The 13,129-nt window shown below is 36.5% G+C and carries 25 protein-coding genes; all 25 read right to left on the minus strand.

Features of this window, described 5'->3' with window-relative positions:
- Nucleotides 1-9 precede the first annotated feature (9 nt).
- Nucleotides 10-396 (minus strand): 50S ribosomal protein L17, encoded by a 387-nt coding sequence (gene rplQ / locus X925_RS01755; RefSeq protein WP_012208588.1) that lies wholly within the window; start codon nt 394-396, stop codon nt 10-12.
- Entirely contained in the window at nt 386-1,447 is a 1,062-nt protein-coding gene (locus tag X925_RS01760; protein WP_103065139.1) for a DNA-directed RNA polymerase subunit alpha, read from the minus strand. Before X925_RS01760 ends, rplQ begins: the two co-directional genes overlap by 11 nt.
- Nucleotides 1,448-1,542: 95 nt before the next feature.
- Nucleotides 1,543-2,178 carry a 30S ribosomal protein S4 gene (rpsD, locus tag X925_RS01765; RefSeq protein WP_103065136.1) on the minus strand — a complete coding sequence of 212 codons (636 nt, stop codon included), beginning with the start codon at nt 2,176-2,178 and terminating at the stop codon, nt 1,543-1,545.
- A gap of 19 nt (nt 2,179-2,197) precedes the next feature.
- Entirely contained in the window at nt 2,198-2,587 is a 390-nt protein-coding gene (gene rpsK, locus X925_RS01770; protein ID WP_103065137.1) for a 30S ribosomal protein S11, read from the minus strand.
- A 183-nt stretch (nt 2,588-2,770) separates the two neighbouring features.
- Nucleotides 2,771-3,136, minus strand: a complete 366-nt coding sequence (rpsM, locus tag X925_RS01775) for a 30S ribosomal protein S13 (protein WP_103065573.1) — start codon at nt 3,134-3,136, stop codon at nt 2,771-2,773.
- A 30-nt stretch (nt 3,137-3,166) separates the two neighbouring features.
- Nucleotides 3,167-3,283 (minus strand): 50S ribosomal protein L36, encoded by a 117-nt coding sequence (gene rpmJ / locus X925_RS01780; protein ID WP_012208593.1) that lies wholly within the window; start codon nt 3,281-3,283, stop codon nt 3,167-3,169.
- A 49-nt stretch (nt 3,284-3,332) separates the two neighbouring features.
- Nucleotides 3,333-3,563: a translation initiation factor IF-1 gene (gene infA / locus X925_RS01785; protein ID WP_041534284.1), complete on the minus strand. Its 231-nt coding sequence runs from the start codon at nt 3,561-3,563 to the stop codon at nt 3,333-3,335.
- Nucleotides 3,564-4,086: 523 nt separating this feature from the next.
- Nucleotides 4,087-4,839: a type I methionyl aminopeptidase gene (gene map / locus X925_RS01790; RefSeq protein ID WP_121958963.1), complete on the minus strand. Its 753-nt coding sequence runs from the start codon at nt 4,837-4,839 to the stop codon at nt 4,087-4,089.
- Nucleotides 4,836-5,483 (minus strand): adenylate kinase, encoded by a 648-nt coding sequence (locus X925_RS01795; RefSeq protein WP_012208596.1) that lies wholly within the window; start codon nt 5,481-5,483, stop codon nt 4,836-4,838. Before X925_RS01795 ends, map begins: the two co-directional genes overlap by 4 nt.
- Before the next feature lie 7 nt (nt 5,484-5,490).
- Nucleotides 5,491-6,771 carry a preprotein translocase subunit SecY gene (gene secY / locus X925_RS01800; RefSeq protein WP_012208597.1) on the minus strand — a complete coding sequence of 427 codons (1,281 nt, stop codon included), beginning with the start codon at nt 6,769-6,771 and terminating at the stop codon, nt 5,491-5,493.
- A gap of 1 nt (nt 6,772) precedes the next feature.
- Nucleotides 6,773-7,228, minus strand: a complete 456-nt coding sequence (gene rplO / locus X925_RS01805) for a 50S ribosomal protein L15 (RefSeq protein ID WP_121958964.1) — start codon at nt 7,226-7,228, stop codon at nt 6,773-6,775.
- Between the two features lie 32 nt (nt 7,229-7,260).
- A complete protein-coding gene (gene rpmD / locus X925_RS01810) occupies nt 7,261-7,446 on the minus strand; it encodes a 50S ribosomal protein L30 (RefSeq protein ID WP_121958965.1) in 186 nt (61 codons plus the stop codon).
- Nucleotides 7,447-7,449: 3 nt separating this feature from the next.
- The gene (gene rpsE, locus X925_RS01815) at nt 7,450-7,983 is read right to left on the minus strand and encodes a 30S ribosomal protein S5 (protein ID WP_012208600.1); all 534 of its coding nucleotides are present in this window, start codon (nt 7,981-7,983) and stop codon (nt 7,450-7,452) included.
- A gap of 16 nt (nt 7,984-7,999) precedes the next feature.
- Nucleotides 8,000-8,368: a 50S ribosomal protein L18 gene (gene rplR / locus X925_RS01820; protein ID WP_121958966.1), complete on the minus strand. Its 369-nt coding sequence runs from the start codon at nt 8,366-8,368 to the stop codon at nt 8,000-8,002.
- 30 nt (nt 8,369-8,398) lie between these two features.
- Entirely contained in the window at nt 8,399-8,959 is a 561-nt protein-coding gene (gene rplF, locus X925_RS01825) for a 50S ribosomal protein L6 (RefSeq protein ID WP_103065575.1), read from the minus strand.
- Between the two features lie 12 nt (nt 8,960-8,971).
- Nucleotides 8,972-9,376, minus strand: a complete 405-nt coding sequence (gene rpsH, locus X925_RS01830) for a 30S ribosomal protein S8 (protein ID WP_012208603.1) — start codon at nt 9,374-9,376, stop codon at nt 8,972-8,974.
- 14 nt (nt 9,377-9,390) lie between these two features.
- Nucleotides 9,391-9,576: a type Z 30S ribosomal protein S14 gene (locus tag X925_RS01835; protein WP_012208604.1), complete on the minus strand. Its 186-nt coding sequence runs from the start codon at nt 9,574-9,576 to the stop codon at nt 9,391-9,393.
- A 16-nt stretch (nt 9,577-9,592) separates the two neighbouring features.
- The gene (gene rplE / locus X925_RS01840) at nt 9,593-10,150 is read right to left on the minus strand and encodes a 50S ribosomal protein L5 (protein WP_012208605.1); all 558 of its coding nucleotides are present in this window, start codon (nt 10,148-10,150) and stop codon (nt 9,593-9,595) included.
- Nucleotides 10,151-10,218: 68 nt separating this feature from the next.
- Complete coding sequence (gene rplX, locus X925_RS01845) at nt 10,219-10,539, minus strand: 50S ribosomal protein L24 (protein ID WP_012208606.1); 321 nt, start codon at nt 10,537-10,539, stop codon at nt 10,219-10,221.
- 9 nt (nt 10,540-10,548) lie between these two features.
- Complete coding sequence (rplN, locus tag X925_RS01850) at nt 10,549-10,917, minus strand: 50S ribosomal protein L14 (RefSeq protein ID WP_012208607.1); 369 nt, start codon at nt 10,915-10,917, stop codon at nt 10,549-10,551.
- Nucleotides 10,898-11,230, minus strand: a complete 333-nt coding sequence (rpsQ, locus tag X925_RS01855; RefSeq protein ID WP_012208608.1) for a 30S ribosomal protein S17 — start codon at nt 11,228-11,230, stop codon at nt 10,898-10,900. The genes rplN and rpsQ overlap by 20 nt, the downstream gene beginning before the upstream one ends.
- Before the next feature lie 5 nt (nt 11,231-11,235).
- A complete protein-coding gene (gene rpmC, locus X925_RS01860; protein ID WP_012208609.1) occupies nt 11,236-11,436 on the minus strand; it encodes a 50S ribosomal protein L29 in 201 nt (66 codons plus the stop codon).
- A complete protein-coding gene (gene rplP / locus X925_RS01865) occupies nt 11,436-11,861 on the minus strand; it encodes a 50S ribosomal protein L16 (protein ID WP_012208610.1) in 426 nt (141 codons plus the stop codon). Before rplP ends, rpmC begins: the two co-directional genes overlap by 1 nt.
- Before the next feature lie 169 nt (nt 11,862-12,030).
- Nucleotides 12,031-12,663, minus strand: a complete 633-nt coding sequence (gene rpsC / locus X925_RS01870; protein ID WP_012208611.1) for a 30S ribosomal protein S3 — start codon at nt 12,661-12,663, stop codon at nt 12,031-12,033.
- Between the two features lie 15 nt (nt 12,664-12,678).
- Entirely contained in the window at nt 12,679-13,128 is a 450-nt protein-coding gene (gene rplV, locus X925_RS01875; RefSeq protein WP_103065577.1) for a 50S ribosomal protein L22, read from the minus strand.
- Between the last annotated feature and the right edge of the window lies 1 nt (nt 13,129).

The raw sequence follows: 13,129 nt of genomic DNA on the forward strand, positions 1-13,129 counted from the left end.
TTTTTTAAGTTATTCTTCTTTTGGGAGTAATTGGAGTATAGATAATTCCGAAGCGTCACCTTTTCTATAACCGATTTTTAATATTCTTGTGTAACCACCGTTTCTATTTTCGTATCGGGGTGCGATCTCATGTACTATTTTGTAGACTAGTTTTCTGTCGTTGAAGTGTTTGTTTATGTCTCTATTTAAAGCTACTCTTCTTTCTGGGAGATCGGTTGAATTAGCTTCCTTTGCCTTGGTGATTATTCTTTCAACAAGGGGCCTTACGGCTTTTGCTTTCGCGGTAGTAGTAATTATGCTTTCAGATTCAAATACACTTCTTGCCAAATTGTTCAACAAAGCTTTTCTATGGGAAGCATATCTATTTAATTTTTTAGTTTTGACTCTATGCCTCATCGAAGGTGTTCCCCCTTTCTTCTTGGTATAATTTTTCGTAATCTATATCAAATTTCTCTTTTAGCTCATTTTTTATCTCATCTAAAGATTTTCTACCAAAGTTTTTGATTTTGAGAAGGTCGGCGGGTTTTCTTTTTAATAGCTCTCCAATGGTGTCTATTTTTTCTCTTTTTAAACAGTTTTTGGCTCTTTTCGTTAAATCCAAAGAATCAAGCTGCGTTTCCATTAAATCCTTTGGCAATCCAAAAATATTTTCTTCCTCTTCTTCCTCTTCCTCTTCTTTTTCAACCGAAACTTCCATTTGTTCTATAGCGCCGACTTGTCCTTCTCTTTCCCAAAGTCTGGAAATGAAGTCAAAATGTTCCATCAAAATTTTTGTTGCTTCTTTCAATGCTTCAGTGGGGGTGATGTTTTTTTTCGTCCAAATTTCAAGTATTAGTTTATCGTAGTCGGTTCTTCTTCCAACACGGATATTTTCGGTTAAATAGTTAACTTTAAGAACGGGGCTGAACACTCCATCTATGAATATGTATTCGATGTCACTTTGAAATGTCAATTCTTGGGCAGGGATGAAACCTTTTCCTGCTTGAGCGTACAGTTCAAAGTCTACTTCCATATCTTTGTTCACATGGGCTATGACGAAATCTGGGTTAGCAACCTCTAATTCTGCCGGAGTTTTTATGTCTCCACTTTTTATGACTTGGCCTGCTTTGTACTTCTTTCTTAAACTTAATAAAATTGGATAATCAATCTCATTAATTTTTTCAATGTCGTCGACCTTTAATTGAACCTTTTTCAAGTTTAAAGTTATTTCTATGATGTCTTCTTTTATACCCTCAACTGTGTCGTATTCATGTAATTTTCCTGGGATACGTAGCCCGGTTATAGCCAAAGATGGAATGGACGACAAAAGCACCCTCCTTAAAGCATTACCTAGAGTTATAGCGTACCCCTTTTCCAGAGGAAATAATTCGTATTTTGAGTAGTTATATTCATCTTGCTCTTCTTTTTGTACTATCCTAAATTTTTCTGGTTTAATTAATATCTCCATACTATCTCTGATCCTTATTAGGGAATCAGAGCACACCTCCTTTCCTGCCCTTATGAGCGAGGTGATATTTTGTGGTCCAAATAAATAATACTTTATTACTTAGAGTAAAGCTCTATGATGTTAGTCAAAGGTACAGGAACATCCATTTCATCAATCTTTGGTAGTCTTTGGAAAGTTCCTCTAAAATTTTCAATTTCAACGTTTAACCAATTGGGAATATTTCTATACCCTTCTTGCACTAGTTCTAATCCTTCGCGTACTTGTTGTATGTTACGGCTCTTTTCTTTGACTTCTATTACATCCCCTACTTTAACTCTGTAAGAAGGAATATTCACTTTTTTTCCATTAACTAATATATGTCCGTGAGTTACTATTTGCCTTGCGGTTCTTCTGTTTGGTGCGAACCCCATTTGATAAACTACTGAATCTAGCCTTCTTTCTAAGAGCTGCATCAAAACTTCTCCAGTTTCTCCACTTCTAGATCTTTCCGCTTCTTCAAAAGTGTTTCTGAATTGTCTTTCCATTAAGCCATACATTCTTTTTAAGGCTTGCTTAGACCTTAATTGCACAGCGTATTGAGTCAACTTTTGCTTTTGTCTTCCATGTTGCCCCGGAACATAATTCCTTTTTCTAAGGGCTGATTTCTCGGTGTAGCTTCTTTTCCCTTTTAAATAAAGGTTTATTCCTTCGCGTCGAGATAATTTTTCTAGTGGTCCTATGTACCTCGCCATTAATTCTTTCCCTCCTTAATTAGAATCTTTTCTTTTTTGGCCTACAACCGTTGTGAGGTATAGGGGTAACATCTTTTATACTTTCTACACTTAGACCAGCAGCTTGTAAAGCTCTAATCGCAGATTCTCTTCCTGAACCAGGTCCTTTAACATATACATCAACTCTTTTAACTCCCAGATTTATAGCTTCTTTTGCTACTTTATCTGAGGCCATTTGAGCTGAAAATGGAGTCCCTTTTTTGGCTCCTTTGAATCCAACATTTCCACCACTAGACCATATTATTGGCCTACCTTCAGTATCTGTTAATGTAACGATTGTGTTGTTGAAGGTTGAATGAATGTGTATTGCTGCTTTTTCAGGAGCAGCTTTCTTTTTTTTGGTTCTTTGCTTTGCTCCACCTTTTGCCATTTATTTAAAAGCCTCCTTAAAAATTTTGTTTATTGTGTTAGCGCCCCTTCGCCCCGCTCCCCACCCATAAGGTTAAATTAATTTTTATCCATTTACATAGCTTCCCACCCATGTGGAAGAGGGACCTGCGGTCCCTTAAACCCTACTACATACTTATAAGGATGATGTGAGGTTCCATTTTTGTTATCTCTTTTTGATCTTGGTTAGTCTTGGTCCCTTTCTGGTTCTTGCGTTGGAGTGGGTTTTCTGCCCTCTAACGGGTAACCCCGCTTTGTGCCTTTTCCCCCTGTAACTGCCGATGTCTATCAAACGCTTAATATTTTTGTTAATTTCTTGCCTTAGTTCACCTTCAACTTTATAATTTTCGTTAATGTGGTGACTTAGTTTTGAAATTTCATCGTCGGTTAGTTCTTTTGCTTTTTTGTTTGGGTCAATCTCTAAGGTATTTAATATATCAAGTGCTGTTTTTCTTCCTATTCCATAAATATATGTTAATCCTACAAATAATGCTTTATTATCTGGTACTTCCACACCTAAAATACGCGCCATCCTTTTATCCTCCTTATAAAGAAATTCATATTATCCTTGTCTTTGCTTATGCTTTGGATTTTTAGAACAGACAACCCAAACCTTTCCGCCTCTTTTTACTATTTTACAGTGCTCACATCGTTTTTTTACAGAAGCCCTCACCTTCATTATTTATTTCCTCCTTCTTGATTCTCATCATCTATATTAATCCATTTTTTCAATCTTTGTTGACTTTTTCCCTTTTAACAATTCTTCCTTTGTTTAAATCGTAAACGGAAACTTCCACAGTAACTCGGTCTCCGGGAAGTATTTTGATGAAATTTTTTCTCATTCGCCCAGAAATATGGGCTAATATTTCATGCCCATTATCTAATTTAACTTTAAAATTTGCATTAGGTAAAGCTTCAATGATGTATCCTTGCATAACAACGACGTCTTTTTTAGCCAATACAATCCCTCCTTTTTCAGGGATTTTTACTGTCATTAGAAACTGTAAAGTACGATTTAGCGCCCTACCCCCGCTCCCCACCCATGTGGAAGGGAGACCTGCGGTCCCTTAGACCCATTCGTTAAGGGGCAAGCCCCTTAAAAACCCCAAATTCGTGTATCATCATTTGCATACGTCATTTGCGAAGCAAATGAGGGTATGGAAATTATTCTAAAACAATTACAAAAAGACGTTTTGCACGAAGCAGCAAAAAACTTTTTGCATAAGGCTGCAAAACCATTTTGCACAAGACCGCAAAAGGGCTTCACCCTGTGACCCTTTTAAAAGTAGAACGTTTTTTGTGAGTTAATAGTTAGCATCGTTTTCTCGTAAGCTGCGCTTAGCCTTTATTAGCGCCCTTCCCCCGCTCCCCACCCATAAGGATAAAAGGCTTTTTATCCATTTGCAAACCGCAGCCCACCCACAAGGATAAAAGGGATAAAGTAAGGATTCTCCATGTTGACCACAAAAATAAACCCTTAAATTATAGTTGTGTTAGTATTTCCGGGCCATTTTCTGTCACGGCAATTGTGTGTTCAAAATGTGCTGCTTTTGATCTATCTCTGGTTACCGCTGTCCAACCGTCTTCTAAAATATCTACTTCATAGCTTCCCATAGATACCATTGGTTCTATTGCAAGGGTCATGTTTTTTCTTATTTTTGGACCCCTTCCTTGCCTTCCATAATTTGGAATTTGGGGATCTTCATGCAATTTTCTTCCTACCCCGTGACCTACGTATTCCCTTATTACAGAAAAACCTTTACTTTCAATGTAAGTTTGAACTTCGTAACCAATGTCACCAATGGTATTACCAACAACAGCTTTTTTTATACCCATGTACAAAGACTCTTTGGTCGCTTCAACCAATTCTTTTTCCCTTTCAGAAACTTGTCCAATTATGTAGGTTCTGGCTGAATCTGCTATGTATCCTTTGTAAGTTAAACCACAATCTACAGATACAATATCTCCATTTTTTAAAACTTTACTTCTCAATGGAAATCCATGGACAACTTCTTCATTTACAGAAAAGTTGATCGCATATTTGTAACCATTATAACCTTTGAAGGTGGGTATAGCATCTTCCTTTTCCATGTATTCTAAAACATATTTTTCAATACTTTCTCCGTTAACGCCTTCTTTTACTATTTCAGGAAGTAAAGCGTCAAGAAGACGGGCAAGCTTCTTTCCAGCCCGTCTCATCATTTCTATTTCTTGATCAGTCTTAATTATTATCATTGTTTGTTAAAACTCCTTAGTATATTAAACAATTCTTTTGTAACGTCTTCAACATTTTGGGCACCGTCTATTGTAATTATTTTGTTATTTTTTCTATAATATTCTATTACGGGCTCGGTATTTTTCTTATATACTTTGTATCTTTCTCTGACTACTTCTTCTTTGTCATCGTCTCTTTGAATTAATTTTGTACCACATACATCACATTTTTCGTCTTCTTTTGGTTGAAGGGTAATCAAATTATATACTTTTCCACAGTTTGGACAGACTCTTCTATTACTTATCCTTTTTACTATTTCTTCTTCGGAAACGTCAATTAGTACTGCCGCATCTATTTCTTTTTGTAACTCTTTTGTTGCTTGGTCTAAAAATTTTGCTTGGTCTAAAGTTCTGGGGTAACCGTCAAGAATAAAAGAATCTAATTCTTCCAATCTTTCTTTTACCAAACTGTTCATTATTTCATCCGAAACTAATTCTCCACGATCCATAATTGCTTTAGCCATTTTACCTAATTCTGTACCTTTGCTAACAGCATCCCTTAAAATATCTCCGGTGGATATGTGTACAATTTGAAACTCCTGGGCAACTTTTTTGGCTTGGGTTCCTTTACCTGCACCAGGGGGTCCGAAAAATAAAAGTCTCAAAGAAAATTCATCTCCTTCCTCGTAACCTTCCTTTTTTCATGAAGCCTTCATATTGTCTAACTATCATGTGTTGCTCCATCTGTTGGACAATATCTAAAGCAACTCCAACGGCTATTAGTGTGCTGGTACCACCTATCCAGATTTGCTGCATCCCTGAAGCGCCTCTGATAAAGTAGGGAACCAAGGCAATTACAACTAAAAAGATCGCTCCTATGAAAGTTACCCTGGTCATGACTGAAGTGATGTAATTAACAGTCGGTTTTCCTGGTCTTAAACCTGGTATGAACCCACCATAATTTTGTATGTTATTTGCTACGTCGTTTGGATCCATAACAACAGAACTGTAGAAGTATGTAAAAAAGAAAACCAACAAACCATACAACACAAGATAAAGTGGAGAACCTATGGCAAATAGTCTATCGTCTACGGTAGTGTTTGTTACCCCAGCAATCATACTGGGTAGGGTCATAATAGCGGAGGCAAAGATTATGGGAATTACCCCTCCACCATTTACCTTAATAGGTAAATATGTTGAGGAACCTCCATAAATTTTTGTACCGACTACTCTTTTTGCATATTGAATATTAATCCTTCTTTCAGATGTTTGAACCGCTACTACAGCTATTACTATAAATATAGCAACAGCGGCTAAGAGTATCCATTCTAATGGGGTTAAACCTATGAGAGCTTCGGCTGCATATGTAGGGTATCTGGATACTATACCAGCAAATATTAAAACAGATACCCCGTTTCCTATTCCTTTTTCGGTGATTAATTCACCTATCCATAGTAAAAACATCGTTCCTGCAGCTATAGAAACGGTTGCTAAAGTTACAAAGAGAACTGGTGATAGATTGGGGGATCTGTAATTGTTGGCAGCTATGGACATTAGTAATCCTTGTCCAAAAGCTAATACTAACGTTAACATCCTCGTGTAGTGAGCGAATTTTTTTCTCCCACTTTCACCTTCTCTCAACATCTCTTTCAAACTAGGTATTATAGAAGAGAGAAGTTGAAAAATGATCGAAGCCGTAATATAGGGTGTCACTGAGAGAACAAATATTGATAAATTGCTTAACGCCCCTCCAGCAAAGACATCAAAAAAACCTATGAATCCTCCAACCGCTCCTTGGGATGCTCCACTTAAAGCAGCTTGCCAGGCTTCTACATTTATTCCCGGAATGGGGATGTATATACCTATTCTAAACCCTATCAACGCTAAAAAGGTGAATATAACTCTATCCCTTAATTCAGGAATCCTAAAAACGTTTCTAAAGGCTTTGAACATGTTATTCAATCACCTCTATTTTCCCGCCAACAGCTTCAATTTTCTCTCTAGCGGTTTGAGAGAAAATGTTAGCTTTGACAACAAGAGGTTTTGATATTTCTCCTTTTCCTAATATTTTTACTCCATCGTTCAATTTTTTTATTACTTTCTTTTCTAGGAGTGCATCTGGAGTTACTTCTTCATTTTCCGAGAAATATTTTTCCAATGTTTCTACGTTTACAACAGAATATACCTTTTTGAATGGTTTATTAGAAAATCCAAATTTTGGAGTTCTTCTAATAATGTTTGTTTGTCCACCCTCAAAGACTTTGCCAATTTTACCTCTTCCTCTAGCCTTTTGACCTTTGTGTCCTTTTCCGGATGTTTTTCCTAATCCTGAACCTATTCCTCTTCCTAACCTTTTTTTTGGTTTTCTTGATCCTGGTGTAGGTTTTAGATCTTCTATTTTAAGTGGCATGTATATAGCCTCCTTATTTACGGTTTGTTTTTTTAAGATTCAATTTCTTCCCATTCAACTAAGTGATGTACAGTCCTTATCATTCCTCTAATTTGGGGATTGTCAGGTTTTATTACTACTTTATCTTTTCTAGTTAAATCTAAAGCATCGAGAGTAGCTAATTGTCTTTTATTCTTTCCTGCTCTTCCTCTTACTAACTTTATCTTTAGACTTGACATTACTTATACCCCCTTGTGAGCGCCAAAAAATACTTGTTTAACAGTTAAATCTCTCAACTTTGCAATTTCTTGAGGAGATCTCAACTTTTTTAATCCATTGTAAGTGGCTTTAGCTAAATTTAATACGTTCGTTGAACTAATGGATTTACTTAGAATATTATCTATTCCGGCTAATTCAACAACAGCTCTTACAGCTGAACTGGCTATAACACCGGTACCTGGGCCTGCTGGGAACAGTAATACAGTGGAAGCATCTTGTTCACCGATTATTTCGTAAGGAATAGTTCCGTTTTTAACGGGGACTTCTATCATATTGTTCTTTGCATTTTCAATTGATTTTCTTATGGCTTGTGGAACTTCTCGGGCATTCCCGATTCCTAATCCTACTTTTCCATTTCGATTACCTACTACCGAAACTGCACGAAACGAAATGGTTTTTCCACCTTTAGTTACTTTGCTGACCCTTCGAATTTCGATTACTCTTTCTTCTAATTCATTTGCAGCATCAGTAGCTTTTACTTTCTGATCGTTCGGCATAAATTACCAACACCTCCTAAAACTTTAAGCCCGTTTCTCTTGCTGCTTCAGCAAGAGCTTTTACTTTTCCATGGTATTTGTAACCGCTTCTATCAAAAACAATTTCTGTTATACCTTTTTCTTTTGCTTTTTCGGCTATGAGTTTCCCTACTTCTTTTGCAGCGTTTTCATCCCATGTTTTTTCTAATTTTTCTTTCAGTTGTTTTTGGGTTGTTGAAGCTGACACCAAAGTAACACCTTTAGTGTCGTCTATAATTTGAGCATATATGTGCTTTTGACTTTTAAAAACTGTCAATCTTGGTTTTTCTGGTGTTCCTCTAACGTTTTTTCTCACTCTTAAATGCCTTTTTTGTCTAAGGGCTTTTTTGTCTAATTGTTTTATCAATTTAAAAGGGACCTCCTTTGCGGAAATGTTTTAAACTTTCTTTCCTTCTTTTCTTAAAACACTTTCTCCAACATATTTTATACCTTTACCACTGTAAACGTTAACTTTTCTTAAGCTTCTTATCCTTGCAGCGACTTCTCCGACTTTGTATTTATCTATACCTTTAACGACTACTATTGTGGGTTGTGGAACTTCTATAGTTATTCCTTCAGGGACTGGAAATTCTACGGGGTTTGAATAACCAAGATTCAAGATTAAGTTTTTACCTTGAAGCTGAGCTCTGTATCCAATACCGGCAATTTCCAATTCTTTTTTGTATCCTTCAGTTACACCTTTAATCATGTTTCTCACATGAGAGGTGAACGTGCCTCTTAGCGCTTTTAATCGCTTCTCGTCTGAACTTCTTTTAACTACGCCTTCTTTTGTTTTAATCATTAATTCGTTGTTATCTCTGTCAACTTCCAAATATTCGGGTAAATTGAGACTTAATTCACCATTTTTACCTTTGATTTTTATTGTTTGTCCATCCACAGATAATTCTACACCATCAGGAATAATTGTTGGTTTATCAGCTATTCTCGATTGTGGCATCTAGGCACCTCCTCACCATACATAACAGATTACTTCTCCACCAACTTTTTTCTCTCTTGCTTCTTTATCGGTCATTACTCCTTGGGATGTTGAGAGTATAGCTATACCTAATCCACCCTTGACTTTTGGTATGTTACGGGTATTAACATACACTCTTCTTCCGCTTTTTGAAACCCTTATGATCCCTTCCATTATAGGTTTTTTATCTCTTCTTGTACCTTTGTACTTCAAATAGACTTTGAGTATTCCTTGTTTACCATCGTCTATGAATTTATAATCATTGATAAATCCTTCTTTTTTCATTATTTCTAAAATGTCTTTTTTTAAGTTTGAAGCGGGTATTTCAACACTTTCTTTGAACACCGAATTGGCGTTCCTTATTCTGGTTAGCATATCAGCTACCGGATCGCTCCACATTCGTTTTTCCCTCCTTACCAGCTAGCCTTCTTAACTCCAGGAAGTTTACCTTCCAGAGCTTGTTCTCTGAAACATATTCTGCATAAACCAAATTCTCTATAAACAGCTCTTGGTCTACCACATACTTTACATCGTGAGTATTCTCTTGTTTTATACTTCGGAGTTCTTTTAGATTTTTCTATAAGTGCCTTTTTTGCCATTACTCACACCCTCCATTTATTTTTTTTGTAACGGGAAACCAAAATATTCTAATAATTTCCTGGCTTCTTCATCAGTTTTAGCTGTGGTTACGATTGTTATATCCATGCCTTGAATTCTACTTATATCATCAGGCCTGATTTCAGGAAAAATTAGTTGTTCAGGAATTCCGAAGGTATAATTGCCTCTTCCATCGAAAGAGTCGGCGGGTAGCCCTCTAAAATCCCTCAATTTTGGGAGCACAACATGGTTTAATTTATACAAGAAATTATACATTTTCCATCCTCTCAAGGTAACTTTCACACCTATCGGCATACCCTCTCTAACCTTAAAATTGGCAACACTTTTCTTTGCCCTGGCTATTAAGGCTTTTTGTCCGACTATCTTCGTTAACTCTTGGGCATGTTTTTCAACAACTGCTCTGTTCCTGGAACCTTCTCCAACTCCCATATTAACAACTATCTTTACAAGTTTCGGCACTTGTAATTCGTTTTTGTAGTTAAATTCTTTCATCATTGAAGGTATTACTACTTCTTTGTACCTGTCTTTCAGAGGTATATACTGAACTTTCTCCATTGATAGTCCTCCTTTTTACTTCTTACCATACCTACTTGATTTTTACAAGTTTTCAAAATTTGAATGGATTAAGATTTTTCTACTATTTCACCACATTTTTTGCAATATCTTACTTTGCTTCCATCTTCAAGAAATTTAAATCCCACTCTGGTTTTTTGATTGCAGTTTGGACAGACTAACATAACGTTTGAAATATCAATAGGACTGGGTTGCTCAATAATTCCGCCTTCCCTCATCTTTTGAGTGGGCCTTTGATGCTTCTTGACGACGTTTACGTTATCCACAATGACTTTTTTGTCCTTTGGAATAACCCTCAAAACTTTGCTTCTCTTTCCTTTATCTTTTCCAGAGATCACTACTACTGTGTCGTCTCTCTTTATTTTATACATATTTTCACCTCACCAAACTTCTTTTGCTAACGATGCTATCTTCGCGTAGCCTTTTTCCCGTACTTCTCTGGCTACTGGACCAAAAACCCTCGTTCCTAAAGGTAACTTATTTTTATCAATCAGTACCGCAGCATTGTCATCAAATCTAATATAGGTTCCATCTTTCCTTCTTATCTCTTTTTTCGTTCTGACAATAACGGCTTGAACTACTTGACCTTTTTTCAAATCTGTGTGAGGTATGGCTTCCCTAACGGAGCAAACAACGGTGTCTCCGACGGTTCCTTTTGATTTATGAAACCCACCGAGTACTTTGATAACTCTTAATACTTTTGCTCCAGAGTTATCAGCAACTCTGATTTTACTCTCTAGTTGTACCATCAACCTCACCTCCAAAGGCTTCTTTTAATTCTTCTTCAACTGAGTCTGGTGTTTCAACTTCTTCCGATAAAATATTTTTTCTCACAATTCTTTTTAAAACAAAAGCCTTTGTTTTGGAAAGCTTCCTGGATTCTTCTATTTCAACAATATCTCCAATCTCACATTCGTTATTTTCATCATGTGCATGGTATCTTCTGGTTTTTCTGACAAATTTGTGGTATTTGGGATGTTTTGTAAGTCTATCTGTTTCAACTGTTATCGTTTTGTCCATCGCATTGCTTACAACTTTTCCAGTTATTATCTTTTTAGACATGAAATTTACCTCCTTATTCCGAGTTCCCTTTCTTTGAGGATGGTCTTTATTCGAGCTATATCTTTCTTAACTTGCTTGATACTTGAAGAATTTTTTAGTTGTCCAAGTTCGAGTTGAAACCTCAATTGAAATAATTTTTCCTTCAAATTGTTTAATTCTTGATTGAGCTCTTCGTCTGTTAATTCTCTCATCTCAGTTATTCTCATCAGAGCTCCCCTCCTATTTCATATCTTTGAACTATCTTAGTCCTTATCGGTAGCTTGGAGGCGGCATACTCTAAGGCCCTTTTGGCAGTTGCTTCATCGACTCCACCTATTTCAAACATCACTCTTCCTTTCTTTACAACCGCTACCCAACCTTCCACATCACCTTTACCTTTTCCTTGCCTTGTTCCAATTCCTTTAGAAGTTATTGGCTTATCGGGAAAAATGTTAATCCATATATTTCCCGTTCTTTTTAATGTCCTTACCATAGATAACCTACATGCTTCTATCTGTTGAGCGGTTATCCATGAGCTTTCCATCGCTTTTAATCCCCAGTCGCCGAAATGCACCAAACTAGCACCTTTTGTCATTCCCCTGACTGTTCCGCGTTGTTGTTTTCTGTATTTTACTCTTTTAGGCATCAACATTTAGGATTTCCTCCTTTTTACCATTTCTACGATCTTTAACTTGCTTAGCGCCCCTTCGCCCCGCTCCCCACCCATCAGGATGGAAGAAGGAGATCTTCACTACGTTCCCCACCTATAAGGATGGAAGAAGGAGATCTTCACTACGCTCTCTATCCATTTGGAAAGATTATTAAATCAGCGTATCACCATGATAGACCCAAACTTTTATCCCTATGGTACCATATTTAGTTTGAGAATGAACAACAGCGTAATCTATGTTTGATCTCAAGGTTTGAAGAGGCAATCTTCCCTCCATATACCATTCTGTTCTCGCTATTTCGGCACCACCGAGTCTACCAGAAACCATTATTTTCACACCTTTAGCTCCTCTTCTCATGGCGTTGGTTATAGCTCTTTTCATTGCAACTTTGTGCGAAACCCTTCTTTGCAGTTGACCGGATACATCTTCAGCTATGAGTTGAGCAACAACGTAAGGATTTTTTACTTCTTCAGCGTAGACCTTAATATTTTTATCCCCTACAATGTTTTTCAAATCATCTCTAATTTTTTTCATTTCTGCGCCTTTTCGTCCAATCAAAATTCCTAATCTGGCACCATAAATATCTATTCTTATTGACGAATCACTGGGTCTTTCAATTAATATCTCTGAAATTCCAGCAGCTTCGTAATTGGATTTTATATAATCTCTTATTTTTTCATCTTCATGCAAATAATCAGAATAATTCTTTTCGTTAAACCATACAGATTTCCAAGTTTTATTGTTTCCTAACCTGAAACCGTTTGGGTGCACTTTTGATCCCACTTATTTCACCTCACTTTATTTATCAGCACTTTTGTCTCTTAAGGTTATATAAATATGGCTCATTCTTTTTTGAAGAATATCTGCTCTTCCATGAGACCTTGGCCATAATCTTTTGAGTCTAGGACCTTCATTCACCATTATCTCAGAAACATAGAGATTTTCAGCGTTTAATCCAAAATTATTTTCAGCATTCGCAATTGCGGACATCAAAGTTTTATATAGTATACGTGCGGATTTTTTTGGACTAAAAGTGAGTATTTGAAGTGCTTCACTTATATCTTTATTCCTTATTGAGTTTGCCATAGATCTAGCTTTTCTAGGTGATATTCTTACATATTTTGTGACTGCTCTAGCTTCAACAATTGGTTCAGAGGCTTCTTTCTCTTTTCTCATTCTGTGATATACAGATCTTTTTACTTTTCTACCATCTTCTTGAACTCTGGAAACATTAGTATTAGTAGCCATG

Origin of the sequence: Petrotoga sp. 9T1HF07.CasAA.8.2, from assembly GCF_002895585.1 — a bacterium.
In the GTDB taxonomy this organism is placed as follows: Bacteria; Thermotogota; Thermotogae; order Petrotogales; family Petrotogaceae; genus Petrotoga; species Petrotoga mobilis.

Excerpts from the sequence above, each read along its gene's own strand:
- rpsD (WP_103065136.1), bottom strand. The coding sequence starts at position 2,178 with ATGGCGAGGTACATAGGACCACTAGAAAAATTATCTCGACGCGAAGGA.
- rplQ (WP_012208588.1), bottom strand. The coding sequence starts at position 396 with ATGAGGCATAGAGTCAAAACTAAAAAATTAAATAGATATGCTTCCCAT.
- rpmC (WP_012208609.1), bottom strand. The coding sequence starts at position 11,436 with ATGAGAATAACTGAGATGAGAGAATTAACAGACGAAGAGCTCAATCAA.
- rpsQ (WP_012208608.1), bottom strand. The coding sequence starts at position 11,230 with ATGTCTAAAAAGATAATAACTGGAAAAGTTGTAAGCAATGCGATGGAC.
- secY (WP_012208597.1), bottom strand. The coding sequence starts at position 6,771 with ATGTTCAAAGCCTTTAGAAACGTTTTTAGGATTCCTGAATTAAGGGAT.
- rplO (WP_121958964.1), bottom strand. The coding sequence starts at position 7,228 with ATGCCACTTAAAATAGAAGATCTAAAACCTACACCAGGATCAAGAAAA.
- rplP (WP_012208610.1), bottom strand. The coding sequence starts at position 11,861 with ATGTTGATGCCTAAAAGAGTAAAATACAGAAAACAACAACGCGGAACA.
- rpmD (WP_121958965.1), bottom strand. The coding sequence starts at position 7,446 with ATGTCAAGTCTAAAGATAAAGTTAGTAAGAGGAAGAGCAGGAAAGAAT.
- rplV (WP_103065577.1), bottom strand. The coding sequence starts at position 13,128 with ATGGCTACTAATACTAATGTTTCCAGAGTTCAAGAAGATGGTAGAAAA.
- rpsH (WP_012208603.1), bottom strand. The coding sequence starts at position 9,376 with ATGTGGAGCGATCCGGTAGCTGATATGCTAACCAGAATAAGGAACGCC.
- rplX (WP_012208606.1), bottom strand. The coding sequence starts at position 10,539 with ATGTATAAAATAAAGAGAGACGACACAGTAGTAGTGATCTCTGGAAAA.
- rpsM (WP_103065573.1), bottom strand. The coding sequence starts at position 3,136 with ATGGCGCGTATTTTAGGTGTGGAAGTACCAGATAATAAAGCATTATTT.
- rpsK (WP_103065137.1), bottom strand. The coding sequence starts at position 2,587 with ATGGCAAAAGGTGGAGCAAAGCAAAGAACCAAAAAAAAGAAAGCTGCT.
- rplN (WP_012208607.1), bottom strand. The coding sequence starts at position 10,917 with ATGGTACAACTAGAGAGTAAAATCAGAGTTGCTGATAACTCTGGAGCA.
- X925_RS01835 (WP_012208604.1), bottom strand. The coding sequence starts at position 9,576 with ATGGCAAAAAAGGCACTTATAGAAAAATCTAAAAGAACTCCGAAGTAT.
- rplF (WP_103065575.1), bottom strand. The coding sequence starts at position 8,959 with ATGCCACAATCGAGAATAGCTGATAAACCAACAATTATTCCTGATGGT.
- rpmJ (WP_012208593.1), bottom strand. The coding sequence starts at position 3,283 with ATGAAGGTGAGGGCTTCTGTAAAAAAACGATGTGAGCACTGTAAAATA.
- map (WP_121958963.1), bottom strand. The coding sequence starts at position 4,839 with ATGATAATAATTAAGACTGATCAAGAAATAGAAATGATGAGACGGGCT.
- X925_RS01760 (WP_103065139.1), bottom strand. The coding sequence starts at position 1,447 with ATGGAGATATTAATTAAACCAGAAAAATTTAGGATAGTACAAAAAGAA.
- rpsE (WP_012208600.1), bottom strand. The coding sequence starts at position 7,983 with ATGCCGAACGATCAGAAAGTAAAAGCTACTGATGCTGCAAATGAATTA.
- rplE (WP_012208605.1), bottom strand. The coding sequence starts at position 10,150 with ATGGAGAAAGTTCAGTATATACCTCTGAAAGACAGGTACAAAGAAGTA.